This is a genomic window from Nonomuraea sp. NPDC049637 (assembly GCF_040675235.1).
In the GTDB taxonomy this organism is placed as follows: domain Bacteria; phylum Actinomycetota; class Actinomycetes; order Streptosporangiales; family Streptosporangiaceae; genus Nonomuraea.
Genome location: NZ_JBFAOM010000018.1, coordinates 151,190 through 172,858, shown reverse-complemented (window position 1 = coordinate 172,858; position 21,669 = coordinate 151,190). Strand labels below are relative to the sequence as shown.

Sequence of the window (21,669 nt, the reverse complement as noted above, 5' to 3'; positions counted from 1 at the left end):
ACCGCAGATCACAGGTTCGAAGCGGCCGGTACGGGGAATCCGAGATGTCGCATCTGTCGCCGCGGCCCCCCGGGCCACACCGACGGCGTCGGAGCGCCTACCGGCCGAACCCTCTTCTGCCGCCCCCATGGAGGTGACGTCATGTCCACCAAGTCCCGGCTGCACATCGCGATGGTGGCTCCCCCGAGGTTCGAGAACCCGCCCCGCTCGTACGGCGGTGTCAAGGTCATGATGGACGACCTCGCGCGGGCCCTGCTCAGACTGGGCCACCAGGTCACCCTGATCGGCGCGGGCCGGTCGGGCACTTCCCCCCACGTCCTGGCCGCCTACACCCAGCCGCCCTCCCACCCATTGGACGAACCCGCCCCTGGGGCGGCGGTCCCCGACGTCCGGCCGGAGGACCTGGACGTGGACGTCGTCCACGACCACTCCCCGGCGGGCTCGGTGACCGCCCTGAACCCCCGGATCCCGACGGTGGCCACCGTCCACGGCCCGGCCTCGGGCGAGCAGGCCGAGCGCTACCGCCGGCTCGGCGACTCCGTCAGCCTGGTGTCCACCTCGACGTCCCAGCGTATGCAGGCCCCCGACCTCAACTGGCTGGGCACCGTGCACAACGGCGTGGACCTGAAGAGCTTCCCCTTCCGCGAGCGCAAGGAGGACTACGCGCTCTTCCTCGGCCGGTTCAGCCCGGACAAGGGCGCCCACCTGGCCATCGACGCCGCCCGGCGGGCCGGCCGGCGCATCGTGCTGGCCGGCCGGCTGACCGAGCCGTCCGAGCGGGAGTACTTCGACCGCCACATCCGCCCCCGGCTCGGCGACGACGCCGTCTATGTCGGCGAGGCCGACGGACCGCGCAAGCGCGAGCTGCTGGCCGACGCCCACTGCCTGCTCTTCCCCAGCCGCCGGGAGGAGGCGTTCGGCATGGTCATGATCGAGGCCATGGCGAGCGGCACCCCGGTGGTCGCGCTGCGCGGCGGCGCCGTGGGCGAGGTCCTCGTCGACGGCATCACCGGCTACGTCTGCGACGACCCCGCCGACCTGGCCGAGGCGGTCGAAGCCGCGGGCGGCCTGAACCCGGCCGACTGCCGCATGCACGTCAAGCGCAACTTCGACGCGCTCGGCATGGCCATGGGCTACGAGAAGATCTACGAACTGAGCATCCGCGACCGGCGTCCGGCGCCGTTCGCCGCCTGACCCGCGCGTCCCCGTGCGGCGGATCGCCGCCGCACGGGGTGTCGCCCCCGTCCCGGGGGAAGGGGGTAGGCATGCGCACTGCCATGAACGAGGCTCTGATCAGGCATTTCACCGACCTGCGCGACGGCGTCCACGGCGGCGTCACCGCGCGGGAGGACAAGGAACGCCTGTTCGCCACGGCGGTCGAGCTGCTCGACCCGGTGGCGCGGGCGACGCTGGACGAGTTCAACGCCGACCTGCTCCTCGGCACGGGGCAGGTGGTGGCCAGCGGGCTCACCAGGTCTCAGGAGGGCGGGCTCAACGCCATGTGGTCGCTCACCTGGCCGGAGCAGCGCGACAAGGACATCCTGCCGATCGCGATCGTGGCCCACTACGGCGCCGACTTCCACCACCCGCACCTGCGCGGCAACACGGTCGGCGACTGGCCGCTGAACGTCTTCGACCACTCGGACGCGGCCGGCCAGCTCACCACCCTGCGCGCCATCGCCGCCGCCGACGCCCACAACCTGGTCTTCCAGGAAAGCTACCGCCTCATCCCCGCCGTCACCCGGTAGCCGTCCCCGCCCTCACGACTTCGAGCCTTCCGTCCTCACGGCCGCGAGCGTTCCGTCCTCACACCCACAAGCCTTCTGTCCTCACGGCCGTGAGCCTTTTTCCGTCTTTACGGCTTCGCGTGGTCAGGCCACCCGCCGTACTCCGGCTGGTGGCCTTCCAGGGCACGCCCGCTGACCCTTCACCGGCGCGCCGCCGTGACGGTGCGCTCTGTGGGCCGCCTGGGTGCGGGGGCCGAGCCTGTCTGGAGCGGCCCCCGCGCCATCACGCCTCGGTGAAACCGCGGGCCCGGCCGCCGGCGCTCTCGCGGACCGCGGCGGCCACCGCCGTCGCCACGTCGGGGTGGAAGACGCTCGGCACGATGTAGTTGGGGCCCAGCTCCTCCGGGGTCACCACGGCCGCCAGCGCGCCCGCCGCGGCCAGCAGCATCTCCTGCGTCACCCCGCCGGCCTGCGCGTCGAGCAGCCCGCGGAACACGCCGGGGAAGGCCAGCACGTTGTTGATCTGGTTGGGGTAGTCGGAGCGGCCGGTCGCCACCACGGCGGCGTGCTCGCGCGCGTCGTCGGGCGAGACCTCGGGCTCGGGGTTGGCCAGCGCGAACACCACGGAGTCCTTGGCCATCGTCGCGATGTCGTCGCCGGTCAGGATGCCGGGCGCGGACACGCCCACGAACACGTCGGCGTCCTTGACCGCGCCGCGCAGGTCGCCCGCGTAGCCGTCGGCGTTGGTGTGCTCGGCGATCCAGCGCAGCGAGTCGTCGAGATCGTCGCGGCCCTTGTGCACGGCGCCCAGGTAGTCGCAGACGACCACGTTGCGGGCGCCGGCGGCCAGCAGCAGCCGCAGCACCGCGTTCCCGGCCGCGCCGGCGCCGGCCATCGTGATCCTGACGTTCTCGATGGACTTGTTCACCACGCGCAGCGCGTTGGTCAGCGCCGCCAGCACGCAGATCGCCGTGCCGTGCTGGTCGTCGTGGAAGACCGGGATGTCCAGCAGCTCGCGCAGCCGGCGCTCGACCTCGAAGCAGCGCGGCGCGCCGATGTCCTCCAGGTTGATGCCGCCGAACCCGGGCGCGATCAGCTGCACCGTGCGGACGATCTCGTCGACGTCCTGGGTGTCGAGGCAGATCGGCCAGGCGTCGATGCCCGCGAACCGCTTGAACAGGGCCGCCTTGCCCTCCATGACCGGCAGCGCGGCCTCCGGCCCGATGTTGCCCAGCCCCAGCACCGCCGACCCGTCGGTGACCACGGCCACCGAGTTACGCTTGATCGTCAGGCGCCGCGCGTCCTCCTTGTTCCTGGCGATGGCCATCGACACGCGCGCCACGCCCGGGGTGTAGGCCATGGACAGCTCGTCGCGGTTGCGCAGCGGCACCTTCGACTTCATCTCGATCTTGCCGCCGAGGTGCATGAGGAACGTGCGGTCGGAGACCTTGTGGATGACGACGCCCTCGACCGCCTCCAGCTGGTCGACGATGGCCTGCGCGTGGTCGGTGTCACGCGCGGCGCAGGTGACGTCGATGCGGAGCTTCTCGTGGCCCGCGTTGGTGACGTCGAGGGCGGTCACCACGCCGCCGGCCGACTCTACGGCGTGGGTGAGCTGGCTCACGGCCTTGCCGCCTGCGGGCACCTCGAGACGCACGGTTATGGAGTACGACACACTCGGGACGGTCGCCACGTCAATCGCTCCTTCGGGACTGACCAAGAAGTCATCCAAGGATAGGGGGCATCAGGTCAACCCAGTGCCGTCGCTGCGGTGACGATGAGATCGACACACGCGGGGACGGGAATCGTCGTGCTGTCGAGCACAAGGTGATAGTGGCACGGATCACCCGGATCCGCGCGGTAGAAGTGGCGGACGTAGGCCGTCCTGGCCCGGTCGTTGTCCTCGACGACGGCCCGCGCCTCCCGCTCGCTCGTGCCGCTCAGCGTGGCCGTCTGGCGGACCCGGCGCTGCAGCGGCGCGTCGAGCCTGACGTGCAGGGCGCCGGGATGGTCGGCCAGCACCAGGGCGCCGGCACGGCCCAGGAAGACGCCTCCCCGGGCCAGGGCCGTCTCCTTCATCATGCGCTCGGTGCGCCGGACGAACTCCTCGGGCGGCAGCGGCATCGCGCCGGGGACGTACATGTCCACGCCGCCGAAGGTGACCGTGGGCAGCCGGATGGCGCCCGACAACAACCAGCCGAGGCCGTGTTCGGCGCGGTCGTCGTGGGCCAGCGCCTCCTCCAGCGTGCAGCCGAGCTCCTTGGCCACGGCGCTGGGGATGGCACGGTCGACGAAGGGCACGCCGAGCCGTTCGGCGACGGCCGGGCCGATGTGGCTGCCGGCCGTGCCGTAGGCCGCGGAGATCGTGACGACCCGCATACCCCCAGGTTAGAACAGGGCGCTCGCCAATGCTCTACGCGCTTTCGCCAAAGATGGGTCGTCCGACGGCAACGCGTCGAAAAGCCCGAGCAAGTGCTTCCTGGCCCGGTCGCGGTCGTCGCCCGACGTGCGCTTGACCACGGCCACCACGCGCTCGAACGCCTCGTCGACCGCGCCGGAGAGCATCTCCAGGTCGGCGGCCAGCAGCTGCGCCTCGATGTCGGACGGGTCCTGGGCGCGCCGCTGCACGTCGGCCGGGTCGGCCGCGGAGGTGCGCTTGATCAGGCCGACGCCCGCCAGCCCCATCTTGGCGTCCTCGTCGCCGGGGACGCGGGCCAGCAGCCGCTGGTAGGCCGCCTCGGCCGCGTCGAGGTCGCCGGCGTCGATGGCCTGCTCGGCCGCCACCAGGTCGGGGTCGGCGGGCGGCCCCTCGGGCGCCTGCGGCCCCTCCTCGGCCGCCGGCGGCCGGGCGTCGGGGTTGGCCTGGTAGAACTGCTCGACCGCGCCCATCAGCTCGTCGAGCCAGCGGCGCACCTCCTGCTCGGGCAGCACCTGCTGGAAGCCGGTGACGGCCTGCCCCTGGAAGATGGCCAGCACGGTCGGCACGGCCTGCACCCGCAGCGCCTGCGCGATCTGGGGGCTGGCATCGACGTTGACCTTGGCCAGCACGGCCCGGCCGCCCAGGTCGCCGATCACCTTCTCCAGCACCGGGCTGAGCTGGGCGCTGCCGGGCGCCCTCGGCGACCACAGGTCGAGCACCACCGGCACGGTCATCGACCGGTCGATGACGTCCGTCGTGAACGTCTCCTCGGTCACGTCGACGACCGAGGCCGAGGTGGCCCCCTGGGGACCGGCGGCCTCCCGCCGGGCCTGGGCCTCCAGTGCCTGTTTGCGCGCGCCCAGGTCCACAGCTCCGTAGAGCGACCCGGGCCTAGAGAAGTCCGCCATGCTCCTCATCTTGCCGCATGGACGGGCCCGCGAAGTCACCCGCCGCCACCCTCAGCGTGCGGAGCTGGTCGAAGATCTGGCGGAGTTCGTCCTCGGCGTACATCGTGAGGCCGAACTCGGCGGCCATCAGGTCGTCGGTGGCCCGGCGCACGACGTCCCTGCCCTTGCCGGTGATCTCGGCCAGCACGCCGCGGCCGTCGCGGGGGTTGGGCAGGCGGCGAACGAACCCGGACTTCTCCAGCCTGTCCACCGTGTTCGTGACGCTGGTGGGGTGGACCATGAGTCGTTCGCCGATCTTCCACAGCGGCAGCGAGCCGGTGTGGCTGAAGGTCAGCAGGACCAGGGCCTCGTAGCGGGCGAAGGTGAGGTCGTGGGGCTTCAGCAGGGAGTCGAGCTGCGACAGCAGGATCTGCTGCGCTCTCATGATCGAGGTGACCGCGGCCATCGCGGAGGAAGGCCCGAAGCGGGCACGCCAGCTCTCCGCGGCGCGGTCGATGGGATCGAACGGCAGATTGAGCGGCTTCGGCTGGGACACAGCGCTACGGTAGCGTGCCTCTCGTCCCGGTTTCGTCGGGCTACCTGGAGCGACAGGCTTCACCGCTTGACCAAGAATCCGACCGTCAATCATCACGCTCCGTTATGGTTCTCTCACGTAAGGTGACGCGGAAGCCAAGTCCATCTGCCGTGGGGACGGGTCTGGGCTGGCATTCTTCCGCTTTGCCGAGGGCACGGGGGGTGCTTGGTGAACATCAACGGGATACAGGGTGCGTGAGCACGCGGGCGTTACACGCGAGGAGCTGAAGCACAGCGCGGCCGTGACAGTGGCGGTGCTGCTCGCTCTCGGCCTGGTCGCGGCGTGGAACGTCCTGATACCCGGCGTCGACGCGTGGGAGAACATCCTGGCCGCGGTCATCGGCTCGTTGCGGATGACCGGGCCGGTGGCGGCCGCGTTCGCCGCGTGGGTGGCGTTGCGCAAGCGGCGCGCCCTGCGCGGGCGGTCGCTCACGACGTGGCGGGCGCTCAAGGCGCCGCTGGCGATCGTGGTGGTGGTGCTGGGCTCGTTCGGCGCGACGGTGCTGGTGCTGGCGGTCAAGACCGTGCTCACCGACCAGGCGGGGCGGCTCAGCCTGTCCGGCCTGGGCATGGGCATGGCGGGCCTGGCGCTCTACGCGGTGATCGGGTGGGTGGCCGGCTGGGTCGTGCCCAAGGCGCTCACGCCGCCGATCACGGGGCTGGCCTGCTACGTCGCCTTCTCCTGGCTGGCCGACGACCGGGGGCTGGCCGACCGGCTGGTGCCGGGCACGGGCGAGCCGTACGACCTGTTCCAGGGGCTGGGCGGGGCGCCGTTCTTCGACCAGACGATCTGGCTGCTCGGCATCACCTGCGCGCTGCTGCTCGGCTGGGCGGCGCTGGTGACCAGGCAGGCCCTGGTGCTGGCGTGCGCGCTGCTGGCCGTGCTGGCGGCGGGCATGGGCGTGTCGCGGATGCTGGCCCATCCCAAGCCGGCCGCGGCCGAGGACATCGCCTACGCCTGCCAGGAGTGGCCGATCACAGTCTGCCTGCACCCCGGGATGCGGGCCGGGCAGACCGAGCTGGGCGCGGTGTTCACGCAGATCGCCTCGCGCCTGGCCGGCACGCCGGCCGCGTTCACGCGGGTGGAGCAGCGGCCGCTGGACGAGCCGCTGAAGCCCTCCAACGGCCTGGCGCCGATCCACGTGCCCGACCTGTCGGCGGGGTTCGCCGAGGAGGCGGCCTACGAGTACATCGACGCGCTGGCCGCCCGCTGCCCCGGCACGCCGGCCGACGGCTACCGGGAGATCGTGATGGCCTGGCTGCGCGGCGAGCCGCTGCCCGGCGGCCCGCTGCCCGAGCACCAGTACGCCGCGTCCTGGTTCTCCGGTCTCGACGAGCACCAGCGCAGGGAGTGGCTGCGCATGTTCTACAGCGACTTCCAGGCGTGCCGCCTGTCCAGCACGCACTTCGGCGGCGGTCCGGCCCCCACCGCCGTCATCACGCCCCCCACCGGCGCCACGCCCGAGAGCAGCCACGTCTACCCGGTCTATCCCGATCCCGGCACGGCGGGCACCACCAGCTGAGGACGAAGATGTCACCCCGCGGCTGGCACTGATGATCGCCGAGCGGGTAGTCATGCCCCATGACGACTTCCCAGACGACGCCGCCGGACCTGGCTCCCCGGCGGCGGCGCAGGTGGCGATATGCGGCCGGGTTCCTCGTCCTGGCGGTCCTGCTCGTGGTGGGCGGCCGGCTGGCCTGGACCTGGCTCAACCCGTTCGGAGAGCAGACCGTCGACCGCAGCCAGCCGGTGCTGCTGCAGTCCATCAAGGACCTCAGCCGGTTCGAGGCGGCCACGGGCACCTTCCAGGTCGTCGTCGACCTGGAGAAGGACGCCAAATTCCTGCCCGACGCGGTCAAGGGCACCCGCACGCTGTTCGTGGGCGCGGGCGGCGTCGACGCCTACGTCGACTTCTCGGCCATGGGGGCGGGCGCGGTGACCGTGAACAAGGAGCGCACCGAGGCCACCGTCCGCCTGCCGCGCGCCCAGCTGGAGAAACCCAACCTGGACAACAGCCGCTCGTACGTGTTCGCCCAGCAGCGCGGCCTGCTCGACCGCGTCCAGGACTTCCTGTCGGGCTCCCCGGGCGACCAGCGTGAGCTCTACCTGCTGGCGGAGAAGAAGATCACCGAGGCGGCGGTGGCCAGCGACCTGCGGGCGCGGGCCGACGCCAACACCAGGTCGATGCTCACCGGCATGCTCAAGTCGCTCGGGTTCGCCAAGGTGACCGTGAAGTTCACCGACGAGCCCTGACGGGCGTCCTTACCCTGCCTGCGGGCCGCCCCACCCGAGGTGGAGCGGCCCGTCCGCGTTCCCGCCTAGGTATGCCGGGACGTCCTTAGTCCATGGGCACGGCTGCCTAAGTACCTCCCTACCTGCCCGAACCCCGGCAGATAGGACATCCGCCCGATGTGGCGGGAGGGGCCTTAGGAGGAGTCTTAAGAGTGCAGGGAACAAGGAACACGAACAGCAGGAGCATCGGATGAACGCCGAACTCGAGTACTCCGTCATGCAGCACCACGCCGCCGAACTCCGTCGGGCCGCCGCCGAGCAGCGGCGCGTACGGGAGGCGCTGAAGGGACAGCGTTCCGAGCGTCGCCACCGCTCGGTCTTCGCCAAGTTCCTGGCTTCATGACCGTCCACAAGCAGCCCGGCCGCAGCCTCCCTCGCGGCCGGGCTGAGATGCCCCCTTAGGGGGGCGCGCCGGTGCCGGATTCCTGGCCGGCCCGCGCGCAGCGTCACCGACACCCCGGTCCCGTTCCTGGTCGGACCGGGGTTTCGCGCGTTCACGCCGTACGTCGCGGGGGCTCGTACGGCGTGAACAGGACACTGACGGAGGATGTCAGTGATCGGCGCATACCGTCCGGGCATGGACAACAGCTTCGACTTCTTCGTCGGCACCTGGACCTCACGGCAGCGGCGGCTGCGCAAGGCGCTGGCCGGCAGCGACGAATGGTACGAGTTCACCGGCCGCACCAGGTGCTGGAGCGTCCTGGACGGCGCGGGCAACATCGACGAGGTCACCTTCCCCAGCGAGGGCTCCGCCGGGGTGACCCTGCGCCTGTACGACAAGGCGGCCGGCACGTGGTCGCTCTACTGGGCCGGCAGCGCCACCGGCATGTCCCTGCCGCCCGTCGTGGGCCGCTTCGACGACACCGGAGTCGGCCTGTTCACCTGCGACGACGTGTACGACGGCAGGCCGATCAAGGTGGCCTACGTCTGGTCGGACATCACCGCCGAGTCGTGCCGCTGGGAGCAGCGCTTCTCCCCCGACGGCGGGACGACCTGGGAGACGAACTGGACAGCCGACTTCACCCGCGCCTCCTGAATCCTTTTCGGCGGTCGGCGCCTCTCATGTCCGTACAACGGAACGAGACAATGGGAGCCCATCATGGTGATCGCCATCGCGGCCGGCGCTGCGGCCGTACTCATCTGCACGTGCGTGGTCGTCCTGCGGCGAAGGAGCAGGGAACGTGGCTGACCCGCGGCGCCTCGGCACGGCGGCCGGGCCCGGCGCCCCGGCGCCGGAGCCGGCCGGCGGCGGGCGCGCCTGGTCGGACGAGCAGCTGATCAACGCGGCCCGGGCCGGCGACGCCGACTCGATCGCCGCGCTGGTGTCGGGCGCCCACCCGCACGTGCGGCGCTTCGCCCACACGCTGTGCGCCACGCCGGAGGACGCCGAGGACGCCGCCCAGGAGGCGCTGATCGTCCTGTACCGCAAGATCGGCACCCTGCGCGCGTCCGGAGCGCTGGCCTCGTGGATGTTCCGGATCATCCGCAACGAATGCATCAGGCGGGCCCGCCTGATGCTGCGTCCCGGGCCGCCCGCGCCCTCCTCGGCCGCCGTGCGGTCGGCCGAGGAGGAGATGTTCGAACGGCTGGAGGCCGCGCGGGTGGCCGAGGCCATCGCGGCACTCCCCGCCGACCAGCGGCGGGTGCTCATCATGCGGGACGTGCAGGGGCTGAGCGGCCGCATGGTCGCCGACGCCCTCGGGCTGAGCGTCCCGGCGATGAAGTCCCGCCTGCATCGCGCCCGTGCGACTGTGCACGGCCTGCTGTCCCAAGGAGCCGTCCATGACTGAGCCCACCGCGGGGACGTCACTGCCCCGTCACCTGGCCCGCGGCGCGCTGGGCTTCGGCGCGCTGATCGCCTCGGTCGCGCTGATCCCGTGGACCGGGCCGGTCAGCCTGGTGCTCGCCATCCCTGGCGCGATCGCCCTGCGCGGCTGCCCGGCGTGCTGGGTGATGGCGCTGGTGCAGCTCGTCTCCATGGGACGCATGCAGCGCCAGTGCACCGACGGCGTGTGCGAGCTGGTCCCGGCGGGCGGGCGGCACACGGGCAAGGGCGCGGCCCATTGACCGCGCCCTGACCGGCGACCGCCCGCAGGGGCGGCGGACAGGCCCACCCGACGACAACGACCGGGTGGGCCAGGCCGGGTCAGGGCACGCGGATGATGAGCGCGTCGCCCTGCCCGCCGCCGCCGCACAGGCCGGCCGCCCCGAGGCCGCCGCCCCGCCGCTTCAGCTCGTACGCCAGCGTCAGCACGATCCGCGCCCCCGAGGCCCCGATCGGGTGCCCCAGGGCGATGCCGCCGCCGTTGACGTTCACCTTGTCCAGCGGCACGCCGAGCTCCTTGGCCGACTGCAGGACCACGCTCGCGAACGCCTCGTTGATCTCGATCAGGTCGAGGTCGTCCGCGGTCAGGCCCTGCTTGGACAGGGCGTGCTTGATGGCGTTGGCCGGCTGCGACTGCAGGGACGCGTCGGGCCCGGCCACGTTGCCGTGCCGGCCGATCTCCGCCAGCCACGGCAGCCCGAGCTCCTCCGCCTTGGCCTTCGACATGACCACCACGGCGCACGCGCCGTCGGAGATCTGCGAGGCCGACCCGGCGGTGATGGTGCCGTCGGCGGCGAAGGCCGGGCGCAGCTTGGCCAGCGTCTCGGCGGTGGTGTCGCCGCGGATGCCCTCGTCCTCGCGGACGACCACCGGCTCGCCGCGGCGCTGCGGGATCTCGACCGGGACGATCTCCTCCTCGAAGACGCCGTTCTTGGTGGCGGCGGCGGCGAGCTGGTGGGAGCGGGCCGACAGGGCGTCCTGCTCGTCGCGGGCGATGCCGAGCCGGGCGTTGTGCCGCTCGGTCGACTCGCCCATCGCGCACTGGTCGAAGGCGCAGAACAGGCCGTCGTGGGCCATGGAGTCGACGACGTCGGAGCCGCCGTACTTGACGCCCTTGCGCAGCCCCGGCAGCAGGTGGGGGGCGTTGGTCATGGACTCCATGCCGCCCGCGACCACGATGTCGAACTCGCCGGCGCGGATGAGCTGGTCGGCCAGGGCGATGGCGTCGAGGCCCGACAGGCAGACCTTGTTGACGGTCAGCGAGGGCACGGTCATCGGGATGCCGGCCTTGACGGCGGCCTGGCGGGAGGGGATCTGGCCGGCGCCCGCCTGGAGCACCTGGCCCATGATCACGTACTCGACGGCCTCCGGAGCCACCCCGGCACGTTCCAGGGCGGCCTTGATGGCGATGCCGCCCAGCTCCACGCCGGACAGCCCGGACAGGGCGCCGAGCAACTTGCCGATGGGGGTACGAGCTCCGGCGACGATGACGGAACTGGACATTGGCGGCGGCCTCCTGTGCTCACGAGGGGTTCTTTGACACCATACCCACGAGTAGGAGCTCGCCCGCTATGGAGGTAGGCCACACAATGTTCATGCGCATCGACCACATCGGGATCGCCTGCCACGACCTGGAGGAGAAGATCGCGTTCTTCTCGGAGACGTTCGAGCTGACCGTCGTGGCCCGCGAGGTCAACGAGGCGCAGGGCGTCAAGGAGGCGATGCTGCACATCGCCGACGGCGAAGGCGGGGGCTCCTACATCCAGCTGCTGGAACCGCTCTCCGACGACTCGCCGGTGGGGAAATTCCTCGCCAAACGGGGCGAAGGTGTCCACCATGTGGCATTTGGGGTTTCCGACGTCGCCGAGGCCATGACTAAGATCAACGAGAAGGGCGTGAGGGTGCTGGACGAACGTCCGCGGCACGGTTCGATGGGGTCGCAGATCGCGTTCCTGCACCCCAAAGATGTGGGAGGAATGCTCACCGAGTTGGTCCAAGCGGCCTCGCGCTAGCAAACGGAAATTTCGTACATAAGTAACTAGTCACGCAGAAAGCTGGACGGGGCCCGAAGGTGGCACCAGCGGAGTACGCTGGCTTCCCACCGGACAGGGAGCCTGCCGCGAGGCACAGGCTCCTGGCTCGGCTGCCCCGAACCCCCCGTCCGGCCCGTGTAGCCGTCTCGACAACCCAGGATCGAGCCTCCATGCAGTCCGACATCGACGCCCAGCTCAACAACTTCTTCGAGGACGCCCCGGCACGCGAGTTCGACGTCGTGCTCAGGGGCTACGACCGGCACCAGGTGCACGACCACCTCAAGCAGCTCGACCTGGAGCTACGCCAGTCCAGGGAGCAGGTCGCCAACCTGCAGCGCGATCTGTCCGACTCCCAGCGCCAGCTGCAGGAGCAGGAGCGTCCGACGTACTCCGGTCTCGGCGCCCGCATCGAGCAGTTGCTGCGCCTGGCCGAGGAGCAGGCCACCGAGCTCGTGCAGGCCGCCCGGACCGAGGCCAACGAGATCAAGGCCGCCGCCAAGGTCGAGGCCGCCGACCTGCGGGCCGCCGCCGAGGCCGAGGCCGCCGAGAAGCGGGCCCAGGCCACGCGGGAGAGCGACGACATGCGCTCCACCGCCGAGCGGGACGCCGAGGAGATCCGCTCCACCGCCCGCCGCGAGGCCGACGAGCTGACCAACACCACCGAGCGTGAGGCCGCCAAGCTGCGCGCCACCGCCGACCACGAGGTGGCCGAGAAGCGGGCCGACGCCGAGCGCGAGATCGCCAAGCTGCGCACCACCACCGAGCGCGAGGTGGCGCAGCTGCGCGCCTCGACCAAGCGCGAGCGCGACGAGGTGCTGACCACCGCCAAGCGGCAGGCCGACGAGATGCGCGCGCAGGCTCAGCGGGTGCTGGAGGAGTCGGAGGCCAAGCGGGCCCAGGACGAGGCCGAGTTCGAGATCCAGCTCGCCTCCCGCCGGGAGGAGGCCGAGCGCCAGGAGGCCGAGCGCCACGCCACCGCCCAGGCCAACACGCAGAAGATGGTCGCCGAGGCCGAGCAGCGGGCCGCCACGGCCGAGTCGCGCGCCACGAAGGCCACCCAGCAGGCCGAGCAGACGCGCCGCGAGGCCGACCTGCACGCCAAGCAGCTCGTCGCCAACGCCCGCAAGAGCGCCGAGACGATCATGTCGGAGGCCAAGAGCAGCGCCGAGACGATCGTCACCGAGGCGAAGAACGACGCCGAGCGCACCCGCACCACGATGCAGCGCCAGGTCGACGAGCTGACCAGGCAGCGCGACAGCATCACCAGCCACCTGGCCCAGCTGCGCCAGCTGCTCGGCGGCGCCGCCCTGCCGGGCCTGGAGCCGGAGCCCGCGGTCGCCGCGGCCCCGGCCAAGCCGGCCATCGCCGCACCGGCCGCCGAGCCGGTCGCGCCGCCCACGACGCCCGCTCCCAAGGTCGAGGCCAAGAGCGAGGACGACGCGGAGTGGTGGCAGGAGTGACGGCGGGCTAGCACGGGAGACCGCACACGGGGGCAGCGAACGGTTGGGAAGAGAGCCTGGTGACCTTGGGTCGCTAGGCTCTCTTTCTGTTTCACCGACACCTCCCGTCCCCCTAGGAGCCCCCCGTGTCCGCAGAAACCGAGTCCAGGACCGCCGAGGAGGCCGAGGCGCCCCAGGAGTCCGGGCCCACCGAGGAGCCGGGGCCCGCCGAGGAGCCGGCGCCGTACGGGCTGCCCGGCAAGCCGTTCGCCCGCGGGCCGTTCCTGTTCGGGCTGGTGGGCGGGCTGGGCGTGCTGACCGCCATCGCGCTCGCGCAGATGATCGAGAAGTCGCTCAGCACGATCATCCTCATCGTCGTGGCGATGTTCCTGGCCGTGGGCCTCAACCCGGCGGTCGAGGCGTTGCAGCGGCGCGGCCTGGGCAGGCGGCCGGCGATCTCGATCGTGTTCACCGGGGTGGTCGTGGCGTTCGCGCTGTTCGGCCTGGCCGTGGTGCCGCCGGTCAGCCAGCAGTTGTCGGAGTTCATCGCGGCCGTGCCCGGCTACATCACCGACCTGAGCAACCATCCGACGGTCCGCCAGATCGAGGCCGAGTACCACGTGCTGGCGCAGGTGCGCCAGTTCGTGACCAGCACGCTCGGGCCCGCGCTGGCCAGCGGCATCATGGGCGCGGGGCTGGTGGTGCTCAACGGCGTGTTCACCACGGTGACGCTGCTGGTGCTCATGCTGTACTTCCTCGGCTCGCTGCACACGATGCAGGAGTACCTGCTCAAGCTCGTCCCGGCCTCGCGCCGGCCGCGTACGTCGGCCATCACCGAGCAGATCCTCACCGGCATCGGCGGGTACGTGGCGGGCAACGTGCTCATCTCGGTCATCGCGGGCGTGCTGACCTGGATCTTCCTGTCGATCGCCGGGGTGCAGTACGCGCTCGCGCTCGCCCTCGTCGTGGCCCTGACCGACCTGATCCCGCTGGTGGGCGCCACGATCGGGGCGGTGCTGGTCACCGGGGTCGCGCTGCTGCAGTCGCTGCCCGCCGGCATCGCCTGCGCCATCTTCTTCGTGGTCTACCAGCAGATCGAGAACTACTTCATCTATCCCAGGGTGATGAAGCGCTCGGTGGACGTGACGCCCGCGGTGACGGTGATCGCGGCGCTGTTCGGCGGCGCCCTGCTCGGCATCGTCGGAGCGTTGCTGGCGATCCCGGTGGCCGCCGCCATCGCGCTGATCATCCGGGAGATCGTGCTGCCCCGCCAAGCTCGGTCCTGAGGAACTCGGTCACCGTCGCGTTGAACGCCTCCGGCTGCTCGACCGCGCTCAGGTGACCCGCCTTGGGGATGACCTCCAGCCTGCCCTCGGGCGCGGCCCGCGCCATGGCCTCGGCGTCGGCGGGCGGTGACAGCTCGTCCTCCTCCCCCACGACGATCAGCAGGGGCACCTTCAGCTCGCCCAGCGTGCCGAAGGAGTCCGGGCGCGCGGCCATGGCCCGTTGCGCCCAGGCCACGGCACCCGGCGGGGCCGACTGCACCAGGCCCTTGACCCGGCCGAAGACCATGGCCCTGCGTTCTTTGGTCGTGGGCCCGATGAGCGCCGGCAGCACCTCGCTGACCAGCACCTCGCTCCCCTCGTCCAGCACGGCGCGGGCGATGCGTTCCCGGTTCTCCCTGGCGGCGGGCGGGTCGGGGCTGGCCTTGGTGTCGGCCAGGACCACGCCCAGCACCCGGTCGGGATGCCGGCGGCAGAACGCCATGGTCACGTAGCCGCCCATCGACAACCCGCCGACCACCGCCCGGTCGATGCCCTCGTCGTCGAGCAGCCTGGCGACGTCGTCGGCCATCAGGTCGAGGGAGGGCTCGTCGTCGCCCAGCCGGGAGCCGCCGAACCCGCGCAGGTCGGGGGTGATGACCCGGCAGACCGTCGACAGCCCTTCGCGCTGGGCCAGCCACATCGCCGACGACAGCGGGAACGCGTGGAGCAACACCACCGGGAGTCCGCTCCCGGCCGATCTCGTGTAGAGCTGCACGGACCACACGGTAGCCCGGTTCACGGAGACATTCACTTATTGACCTATGCCGGTATACCGCGATAAGCCCGACCGCTTCCGGATTTGCCGTGCGGTGGTCGCGCACCGAGCACGCGGGCTCAGCCGATCGCGGTGGCCCCGCCGTCGACGAACAGCACCTGTCCCGTCATGTACGCCGACGCCTCCCCGGCCAGGAACACGGCCGGCTGGGCCATCTCCTCCGGCGTGCCCCAGCGCCGCATGGGCACGCCCGCGACCGTGGCCGCGGCGGCCGCCTCGTCCTGCCACAGGTTGCGGTTGAGGTCGGTGGCCGTCCAGCCGGGGCACAGGGCGTTGACCCGGACGCCCGCCGGCGCCCACTCGGCCGCGAGCGTCTTGGTCAGGGCCACCAGCCCGGCCTTGGCGGCGGCGTACGGGGCGAGCAGCGGAGCGCCGCGGGCCGCCACCGAGGCCACGTTGATCACCGAGCCGGAGCCGCGGCCCAGCAGGTGGGGCGCGACGGCGTGGCAGACCGCCATGGCGGAGTCGAGGTTGAGCCGCATCAGCTTGTCCCAGCCGGACAGGCGCAGGTCCTTGAACTCGACCAGGAAGTTCGAGCCGCCGGCGTTGTTGACGACCACGTCGAGGCGCCCGAGCCCGTCGATCGAGGCGGCGACGGCCGCGGCGGCCGCCTCGCGGTCGGTGAGGTCGGCCGGGATCACGACGGCCCGCCTGCCGAGCGTCTGCACCTCCTTGGCCACCTCGGCGAGGGGCTCGGCCGACCTGCTGACCAGGGCGACGTCGGCGCCCGCCGCGGCGTAGGCGAGCGCGATGGCCCGCCCGATGCCCTTCGACGCCCCGGTGACCAGAGCCGTCCTGCCGGACAGGTCGAACGCGCCCACACTGCCTCCTCGCTCGGAACCGAACAAGATTCTACAAATCTTGCCCGGCCCGCGCTATGCCCATACCACCCCGAATCACGACAGGACGGGCGCCGCGGGCGCGGCCGGAGCCTGCGGCGCGGCCGGCAGCCTCGCCCCTCGCGGCAGCAGCGACTCGCACGCCCTGACCGCCGCCCCGTACGTCGCCGACAGGGCGTCCACCCGCGCTCAGCGTCGCCAACAGCGGCCCGGTGATCCCGCCCGACCGGGTCGCGACGCTGCTCCAGCCGTTCCAGCGGCTGGCGGGCGGCCGCCGGGCGGTCGGCGACGGGCTGGGGCTCGGGCTGTCGATCGTCGCCGCCGTCGTCCAGGCCCATCACGGCACGCTGGAGGTGGTCGCGCGGCCGCAGGGCGGGCTGGAGGTGACCGTCAGATGTCCGTCGGCAGCGGGTACGCCCCCGGATTGACCCGCCGGACGATCTCGTTCAGCACGATCCGGACGTAGGGCTCGCCCACCCACAGGTGCTTGGCGCCGTCGACGCCGATGACCTCGGCCTGCGGCACCCTGGCGAAGCGCCGCCGGGCCTCCTCCGGACGCAGGTAGTCGTCGAACTCGGGCACCATCGCCACCAGCGGCCGGCCGAACCGGGCCCAGGCGTCGAGGTCGTCGTCGGTGGCCCTGTGCAGCGGCGGCGAGAGCAGGATCGCCCCCTCGACCAGGGGGTCGTGGGCCCATTTCAGGGTCAGCTCGGTGCCGAAGGACCAGCCCACCACCCACACCCGCGGCAGGTCGTTGAACTCGGCGTACTCCAGCGCCGCCGCCACGTCGAACCGCTCGCCCTCGCCGCCGTCGAAGGCGCCCCCGGAGGTGCCGCGTTCGGAGCTGGTGCCGCGCGTGTTGAAGCGCAGCACGGCGAGGTCGGCGAGCGCGGGCAGCCGGTTGGCGGCCTTCTTGTAGACGTGGCTGTCCATGAACCCGCCGTGGGTGGGCAGCGGGTGCAGGGTCACCAGGGTCGCCACGGGCGGCCGGTCGAGGGGCTGGGCCAGCTCGCCGACCAGGGTCAGGCCGTCGGCCGTCTGCAGCTCGATCGGTTCACGCCTGGCGGGCAGCACGGTGGCCGCGCGAATCTCCACGGGGGTCCTCCTAGTAGCGGCTGCGGCCGGGGCCGCGGTCGAGTCTCTTGCGCCAGCAGGCCGGATGCCAGTGGCGGCGCTCCTGGTCGCCGCCCGGCCAGTCAGGCCAGGCGACCAGGTGCGGCCTGCCGCCCAGGATCTCCTGGTCGCAGCCGGGGCAGCGGTAGGTCTTGGTCGAGGACGCGCCCGTGAGCATGCGCACCTTCCAGTCGCCGTCCGGCCATTCCTCCACCTTGTCGTTGCCGGTGGGCAGGCCGAGAGGGCGGGAGTCGTCCCTCCGGCGGGCGCGGCGGGGGCTCATGAGCGGGGGAACTCGCTCACACCGGCCGTGACGAGCTGGTCGAGCAGGGGGGCGGGGGCGAAGGCGGGCTCGCGGTACTCGGCGTACAGGGCCCGCAGGCCGTCGCGGACCCTGGCCGGGCCGAGGTAGCCGAGCATCTCGAACGGGCCGGCCGGGTAGCCGCAGCCCAGCCGCATGGCGGCGTCGATGTCGGCGATGGAGGCGTAGCCGGCGTCGTACATGCGGACGGCGTCGTTGAGGTAGGGGAACAGCAGGGCGTCGGCCACGAACCCGGCCCGGTCCTTGCACGAGACGGGCACCAGACCGGCGACCCGCATCAGGTCGCGCGCCGCCTTGGCGGCCGCGGGCGAGGTGAGCGCGGTGCCGGCCAGCTCGGCCACCTTGTCGCCGACGACGTGCACGCCGACCATCCTGGTGGGGTCGGACAGGCGTACGGCATGCTCGATCACCGGACGATCGGTGCAGCGCAGCACGGTGTCGGGCGCGTCGGACGGCCCGAACCCGGAGGCCCGCAACCGCTCGCCGAGCCCGTGCACGTCGGGCCCGTCGATGGCGAACGTGATGACCGTGGACTTCTCCGGCTCCTTGGCCGGCTCCTGCGGCCCGTAGAAGCCGTGGCCGCTCTTGCGGCCGAGCCGCCCGGCGGTGACCAGCTCGCGCAGCAGCGGCGAGGGCGCGTGCCGGCGGTCGCGCGTCTCGTCGAACAGCACCTCCATCACCTCGTACGCGGTGTCGAGCCCGATCAGGTCGAGCAGCGCGAACGGCCCCATCGGCAGCCCCACGCCCAGCCGCATGGCGTCGTCGATGCCGTCGCGCGTGGCGATGCCCAGCTCCAGCAGGACGGCGGCGTGGTTCAGATAGGGCAGCAGCAGCCGGTTGACCACGAACCCGGCCCGGTCGCCCGCCGGTACGGCGGTCTTGCCCAGCCGCCCGGCCAGCTCGCAGATCTCCGGGACCACGCCGGGCGCGGTCACCACCGTGCCCACCACCTCGACCAGCCGCATCACCGGCGCCGGGTTGAAGAAGTGCATGCCGACCACGCGCCCGGGCCGGCCCGTGGCGGCGGCGACGGCGGTGACCGGCAGCGAGGAGGTGTTGGTGGCCAGCACCGTCTCGGGCTTGCAGATCCGGTCGAGGTCCTGGAACAGCGAGATCTTCAGGTCGAGCACCTCGGGGATCGCCTCGATCACGAGGTCGGCCTCGCGCAGGTCCTCGCGCGAGGTGGTCAGCGTGATCCGCCCCAGGATCTCGGCCCGCTGCGCGGCCGTCAGCTTGCCCCGGTCGGCCGCCCTGGCCGTGGAGCGCTCGACGTGCCCGCGCCCTCTGGCCAGCGCCTCGACGTCGGCCTCGACGCCGATCACCCGGAGCCCGGCACGCGCGAAGACCTCGGCGATCCCGGCGCCCATCGTGCCGAGCCCGACAACTCCCACCGTTTCAAACGCCATGCGACCAGTTTTCCAGAGCCGCTAAGGTGGACCGTCATGCGGCTGGTCATCGCGCGGTGCAGCGTGGATTACATCGGACGGCTCACGGCGCATCTGCCGATGGCGCCGAGGCTCGTCCTCATCAAGGCGGACGGGAGCGTCAGCATCCACGCCGACGACCGCGCCTTCAAACCGCTCAACTGGATGAACCCTCCGTGCAAGCTCAAGGAGGACGGCGAGACCTGGACGGTCACCCACGGCAAGACCGGCGAGAAGCTGGTCCTGACCATGGCGGAGATCATCCACGACTCCAGCCACGAGCTGGGCGTCGACCCCGGCCTGATCAAGGACGGCGTGGAGGCCCACCTCCAGGAGCTGCTGGCCGAGCACATCACGACCCTGGGCGAGGGCTACTCGCTGATCCGCCGCGAGTACATGACGGCCATCGGGCCGGTCGACATCCTGTGCCGCGACGCGCAGGGCGCGACGGTGGCCATCGAGATCAAGCGGCGCGGCGAGATCGACGGCGTCGAGCAGCTCACCCGCTACCTGGAGCTGCTCAACCGCGATCCGCTGCTCGCGCCGGTGCGCGGGGTGTTCGCGGCGCAGGAGATCAAGCCGCAGGCGCGCGTGCTGGCCACCGACCGGGGCATCGACTGCGTCACCCTCGACTACGCCGCCCTGCGCGGCATCGAGCCGGAGAACCCGACCCTCTTCTAGCCCTCCCGGCCTCGCAGCGGGCCGGGATTCCCCATGGCATGACATTCCTGTGTTGACACGTCTCTTCTGGACGTTCTAGTTTCGACATATCGAGATTGGAGTGTTCATGGACGTTCCCGCGTATCTCAGCGGTGACCTGGCGCCCGTCCCCGACGAGATCGAGGCGCACGACCTGGAGGTCACGGGCGCGCTGCCCGCCGAGCTGACCGGGCGCTACTTCCGCAACGGGCCCAACCCCCGGCCGGGCGAGGATCCCGGCCACTGGTTCGCCGGGCACGGCATGCTGCACGGCGTCCGGCTGCGGGACGGGCGGGCCGAGTGGTACCGCAACCGCTGGGTGCGGACCAGCAAGTTCACCGACGACGCGCCGTTCGTCACCGACACCGGCGTCGACCGCGCCGCCGTGACCGCCAACACGCACGTCGTCCGGCACGCCGGGCGCATCCTGGCGCTGGTGGAGAACGGCCTGCCGCACGAGGTGACGCCCGAGCTGGCCACCGTGGGCCCGTGCGACTTCGGCGGACGGCTGACCACCGCGATGACCGCCCACCCCAAGCACGACCCGCTCACCGGCGAGCTGCACTTCTTCGGCTACGGGTACTTCCCGCCGTTCCTCACCTACCACCGGCTCTCGGCCGCCGGCGAGCTGGTGGAGAGCAGGGAGATCGAGGTGCCGGGGCCGACGATGATGCACGACTTCGCCGTCACCGAGCACCACCTGCTCTGGCTGGACCTGCCGGTGGTTTTCGACCTGAACCGCCGCGGCATGCCGTACGCCTGGGAGGACGACTACGGCGCCAGGATCGGCGTCGCCCCCCGGACGGGCGGCCCGACCCGCTGGTTCGACGTCGATCCCTGCTACGTGTTCCACGTCGGCAACGCCTGGGAGGACGAGCGGGGGCGCGTCGTCCTGAACGCCGCCCGCTACTCCCCCGGCGCGTGGTCCGCCGTCTGGAAGCAGATCGGCGGCGCCGCCGACCCGGCCCGGCACGCGGGCGCCGCCGGCGCGGCCGCCCTGCACCGCTGGATCCTCGACCCGGCCACCGGCACGGCCACGGAGGAGGCGCTGGACGACCGCGGCGTGGAGTTCCCCACCTTCAACGAGGACCTGCTCGGCCGGCCCAGCCGCCACCTCTACACGGTGGGCGCCGACGCCGTCGTCAAGTACGACGTGCGCGACGGCTCCGCCCAGGTCAGGAAGACCGGCGGCGCCACCGGCGAGGCCGTGTTCGTGCCGGCCGAGGGGGCCACGGGCGAGGACGAGGGGTGGCTGCTGTCGATCGTCACCTCCGGGGAGTCGTCCGAGCTGCTGGTGCTGGACGCGAGCGACCTGTCCGACGTCGCCTCGGTGCGGCTGCCCAGGCGGGTGCCGGCGGGCTTCCACGGCTCGTGGTTCGCGGAGGGCTGACGGTGGAGATCAGGCCGGCCGACGACTTCGACGCCGCCGGCGGCGCGCTGGCCAGGGCCTTCCATGACGATCCGGTGGTCGGGTGGCTGCTGCCCGGCGGCCGCGGCGCGGCGGGGATGTTCGCCACGATCGCCCGTCACCTGCACGCGTTCACCGACACGGCGCTCAGCGGGGGCGGCGCCGTGGCGGGGGTCGCGCTGTGGGACCCGCCGGGCCACCGGCCCGACGCGGAGGCGGCCGTGCCCGGCCTGCTGGCGGCCATGGGCGACCGGGTGCGCCAGGGCCTGCTGCTAGAGGAGGAGTTCGCCCGGCACAAGCCCGGCGGCCCCTACTGGTACCTGGCCCAGCTCGGCACCGTGCCCGAGCTCCAGGGCACCGGCGTGGGCGGCGCGCTGCTGCGCGCGGGCCTGGCCAGGTGCGGCGGGCTGCCCGTCTACCTGGAGAGCAGCAAGGAGTCGAACGTGCCCTTCTACGAGCGGTTCGGGTTCGCGGTCACCGAGCGGTTCACCCTGCCGGACGGGCCGCCGGTGTGGGGGATGCTGCGCCCGCCCCGGAGCTAGTAAGC

At 72.0% G+C, this 21,669-nt stretch carries 26 protein-coding genes; 15 read left to right on the top strand and 11 right to left on the bottom strand.

The window, feature by feature from the left end:
• The first annotated feature begins 141 nt into the window (after positions 1-141).
• Together AB0J71_RS25250 and AB0J71_RS25245 are read left to right on the top strand one after the other, a co-directional pair.
• The gene (locus tag AB0J71_RS25250; RefSeq protein WP_364416311.1) at positions 142-1,194 is read left to right on the top strand and encodes a glycosyltransferase family 4 protein; all 1,053 of its coding nucleotides are present in this window, start codon (positions 142-144) and stop codon (positions 1,192-1,194) included.
• 71 nt (positions 1,195-1,265) lie between these two features.
• Positions 1,266-1,748 (top strand): hypothetical protein, encoded by a 483-nt coding sequence (locus AB0J71_RS25245; protein WP_352326153.1) that lies wholly within the window; start codon positions 1,266-1,268, stop codon positions 1,746-1,748.
• Positions 1,749-2,010: 262 nt separating this feature from the next.
• Here the strand turns inward: AB0J71_RS25245 and AB0J71_RS25240 are convergent, their stop codons facing one another.
• The 4 genes from AB0J71_RS25240 to AB0J71_RS25225 are packed head-to-tail and all read right to left on the bottom strand — an operon-like array spanning position 2,011 to position 5,589.
• A complete protein-coding gene (locus AB0J71_RS25240; RefSeq protein WP_352326154.1) occupies positions 2,011-3,420 on the bottom strand; it encodes an NAD-dependent malic enzyme in 1,410 nt (469 codons plus the stop codon).
• A 56-nt stretch (positions 3,421-3,476) separates the two neighbouring features.
• The gene (locus AB0J71_RS25235) at positions 3,477-4,106 is read right to left on the bottom strand and encodes a cytidylate kinase-like family protein (protein WP_352326155.1); all 630 of its coding nucleotides are present in this window, start codon (positions 4,104-4,106) and stop codon (positions 3,477-3,479) included.
• A 9-nt stretch (positions 4,107-4,115) separates the two neighbouring features.
• Entirely contained in the window at positions 4,116-5,054 is a 939-nt protein-coding gene (locus AB0J71_RS25230) for a tetratricopeptide repeat protein (RefSeq protein ID WP_364389087.1), read from the bottom strand.
• Positions 5,038-5,589: a MarR family transcriptional regulator gene (locus AB0J71_RS25225; RefSeq protein WP_352324306.1), complete on the bottom strand. Its 552-nt coding sequence runs from the start codon at positions 5,587-5,589 to the stop codon at positions 5,038-5,040. The genes AB0J71_RS25230 and AB0J71_RS25225 overlap by 17 nt, the downstream gene beginning before the upstream one ends.
• A gap of 229 nt (positions 5,590-5,818) precedes the next feature.
• Here AB0J71_RS25225 and AB0J71_RS25220 point away from each other — a divergent pair, with 229 nt between their 5' ends.
• The 6 genes from AB0J71_RS25220 (at position 5,819) to AB0J71_RS25195 (ending at position 9,987) form a co-directional block, all read left to right on the top strand.
• Positions 5,819-7,150 carry a hypothetical protein gene (locus AB0J71_RS25220; protein ID WP_352324305.1) on the top strand — a complete coding sequence of 444 codons (1,332 nt, stop codon included), beginning with the start codon at positions 5,819-5,821 and terminating at the stop codon, positions 7,148-7,150.
• Positions 7,151-7,209: 59 nt separating this feature from the next.
• On the top strand, positions 7,210-7,881 hold the full coding sequence (locus AB0J71_RS25215) for a DUF4230 domain-containing protein (protein ID WP_352324304.1): 672 nt from the start codon (positions 7,210-7,212) through the stop codon (positions 7,879-7,881).
• A gap of 229 nt (positions 7,882-8,110) precedes the next feature.
• The gene (locus AB0J71_RS25210; RefSeq protein ID WP_352324303.1) at positions 8,111-8,263 is read left to right on the top strand and encodes a hypothetical protein; all 153 of its coding nucleotides are present in this window, start codon (positions 8,111-8,113) and stop codon (positions 8,261-8,263) included.
• A gap of 234 nt (positions 8,264-8,497) precedes the next feature.
• Positions 8,498-8,956: a hypothetical protein gene (locus AB0J71_RS25205; protein WP_358283488.1), complete on the top strand. Its 459-nt coding sequence runs from the start codon at positions 8,498-8,500 to the stop codon at positions 8,954-8,956.
• 145 nt (positions 8,957-9,101) lie between these two features.
• Positions 9,102-9,710 carry a sigma-70 family RNA polymerase sigma factor gene (locus tag AB0J71_RS25200; RefSeq protein ID WP_364416309.1) on the top strand — a complete coding sequence of 203 codons (609 nt, stop codon included), beginning with the start codon at positions 9,102-9,104 and terminating at the stop codon, positions 9,708-9,710.
• Positions 9,703-9,987 (top strand): hypothetical protein, encoded by a 285-nt coding sequence (locus tag AB0J71_RS25195; RefSeq protein ID WP_364416304.1) that lies wholly within the window; start codon positions 9,703-9,705, stop codon positions 9,985-9,987. Before AB0J71_RS25200 ends, AB0J71_RS25195 begins: the two co-directional genes overlap by 8 nt.
• Before the next feature lie 79 nt (positions 9,988-10,066).
• Here the strand turns inward: AB0J71_RS25195 and AB0J71_RS25190 are convergent, their stop codons facing one another.
• Complete coding sequence (locus tag AB0J71_RS25190; protein WP_364416302.1) at positions 10,067-11,248, bottom strand: acetyl-CoA C-acetyltransferase; 1,182 nt, start codon at positions 11,246-11,248, stop codon at positions 10,067-10,069.
• An 86-nt stretch (positions 11,249-11,334) separates the two neighbouring features.
• On the opposite strand from AB0J71_RS25190, the gene mce reads away from it, so the two are divergent.
• The 3 genes from mce to AB0J71_RS25175 all read left to right on the top strand — a co-directional run bounded on the left by mce (position 11,335) and on the right by AB0J71_RS25175 (position 14,503).
• Positions 11,335-11,757 (top strand): methylmalonyl-CoA epimerase, encoded by a 423-nt coding sequence (gene mce / locus AB0J71_RS25185; RefSeq protein WP_352350044.1) that lies wholly within the window; start codon positions 11,335-11,337, stop codon positions 11,755-11,757.
• Between the two features lie 191 nt (positions 11,758-11,948).
• Entirely contained in the window at positions 11,949-13,238 is a 1,290-nt protein-coding gene (locus tag AB0J71_RS25180) for a DivIVA domain-containing protein (RefSeq protein ID WP_352324296.1), read from the top strand.
• Positions 13,239-13,363: 125 nt separating this feature from the next.
• On the top strand, positions 13,364-14,503 hold the full coding sequence (locus tag AB0J71_RS25175; RefSeq protein ID WP_364416300.1) for an AI-2E family transporter: 1,140 nt from the start codon (positions 13,364-13,366) through the stop codon (positions 14,501-14,503).
• On the opposite strand, the gene AB0J71_RS25170 is transcribed toward AB0J71_RS25175, so the two are convergent.
• From AB0J71_RS25170 to AB0J71_RS25160, 3 genes are all read right to left on the bottom strand, one after another.
• Complete coding sequence (locus tag AB0J71_RS25170) at positions 14,463-15,257, bottom strand: alpha/beta fold hydrolase (RefSeq protein ID WP_352324294.1); 795 nt, start codon at positions 15,255-15,257, stop codon at positions 14,463-14,465. The genes AB0J71_RS25175 and AB0J71_RS25170 overlap by 41 nt on opposite strands.
• A 119-nt stretch (positions 15,258-15,376) precedes the next feature.
• Complete coding sequence (locus AB0J71_RS25165; RefSeq protein ID WP_364416298.1) at positions 15,377-16,138, bottom strand: SDR family NAD(P)-dependent oxidoreductase; 762 nt, start codon at positions 16,136-16,138, stop codon at positions 15,377-15,379.
• 75 nt (positions 16,139-16,213) lie between these two features.
• The gene (locus AB0J71_RS25160; protein WP_364416296.1) at positions 16,214-16,339 is read right to left on the bottom strand and encodes a hypothetical protein; all 126 of its coding nucleotides are present in this window, start codon (positions 16,337-16,339) and stop codon (positions 16,214-16,216) included.
• A 29-nt stretch (positions 16,340-16,368) separates the two neighbouring features.
• Between AB0J71_RS25160 and AB0J71_RS25155 the strand changes: the two genes are divergently transcribed.
• On the top strand, positions 16,369-16,584 hold the full coding sequence (locus tag AB0J71_RS25155) for an ATP-binding protein (protein WP_364416294.1): 216 nt from the start codon (positions 16,369-16,371) through the stop codon (positions 16,582-16,584).
• On the opposite strand, the gene AB0J71_RS25150 is transcribed toward AB0J71_RS25155, so the two are convergent.
• From AB0J71_RS25150 to AB0J71_RS25140, 3 genes are read right to left on the bottom strand one after another with little or no spacing between them, the layout of a single operon-like run.
• On the bottom strand, positions 16,547-17,251 hold the full coding sequence (locus AB0J71_RS25150; RefSeq protein ID WP_364416292.1) for an alpha/beta hydrolase: 705 nt from the start codon (positions 17,249-17,251) through the stop codon (positions 16,547-16,549). The genes AB0J71_RS25155 and AB0J71_RS25150 overlap by 38 nt on opposite strands.
• 10 nt (positions 17,252-17,261) lie before the next feature.
• The gene (locus AB0J71_RS25145) at positions 17,262-17,552 is read right to left on the bottom strand and encodes an ATP/GTP-binding protein (protein ID WP_352324289.1); all 291 of its coding nucleotides are present in this window, start codon (positions 17,550-17,552) and stop codon (positions 17,262-17,264) included.
• On the bottom strand, positions 17,549-18,997 hold the full coding sequence (locus AB0J71_RS25140; RefSeq protein ID WP_364416290.1) for a 3-hydroxybutyryl-CoA dehydrogenase: 1,449 nt from the start codon (positions 18,995-18,997) through the stop codon (positions 17,549-17,551). The genes AB0J71_RS25145 and AB0J71_RS25140 overlap by 4 nt, the downstream gene beginning before the upstream one ends.
• Positions 18,998-19,033: 36 nt before the next feature.
• Here AB0J71_RS25140 and nucS point away from each other — a divergent pair, with 36 nt between their 5' ends.
• The 3 genes from nucS (at position 19,034) to AB0J71_RS25125 (ending at position 21,664) form a co-directional block, all read left to right on the top strand.
• On the top strand, positions 19,034-19,696 hold the full coding sequence (gene nucS / locus AB0J71_RS25135) for an endonuclease NucS (RefSeq protein WP_352324287.1): 663 nt from the start codon (positions 19,034-19,036) through the stop codon (positions 19,694-19,696).
• A gap of 106 nt (positions 19,697-19,802) precedes the next feature.
• Positions 19,803-21,104 carry a carotenoid oxygenase family protein gene (locus tag AB0J71_RS25130; protein WP_364416288.1) on the top strand — a complete coding sequence of 434 codons (1,302 nt, stop codon included), beginning with the start codon at positions 19,803-19,805 and terminating at the stop codon, positions 21,102-21,104.
• 2 nt (positions 21,105-21,106) lie between these two features.
• The gene (locus AB0J71_RS25125) at positions 21,107-21,664 is read left to right on the top strand and encodes a GNAT family N-acetyltransferase (protein WP_352324285.1); all 558 of its coding nucleotides are present in this window, start codon (positions 21,107-21,109) and stop codon (positions 21,662-21,664) included.
• Positions 21,665-21,669 lie beyond the last annotated feature (5 nt).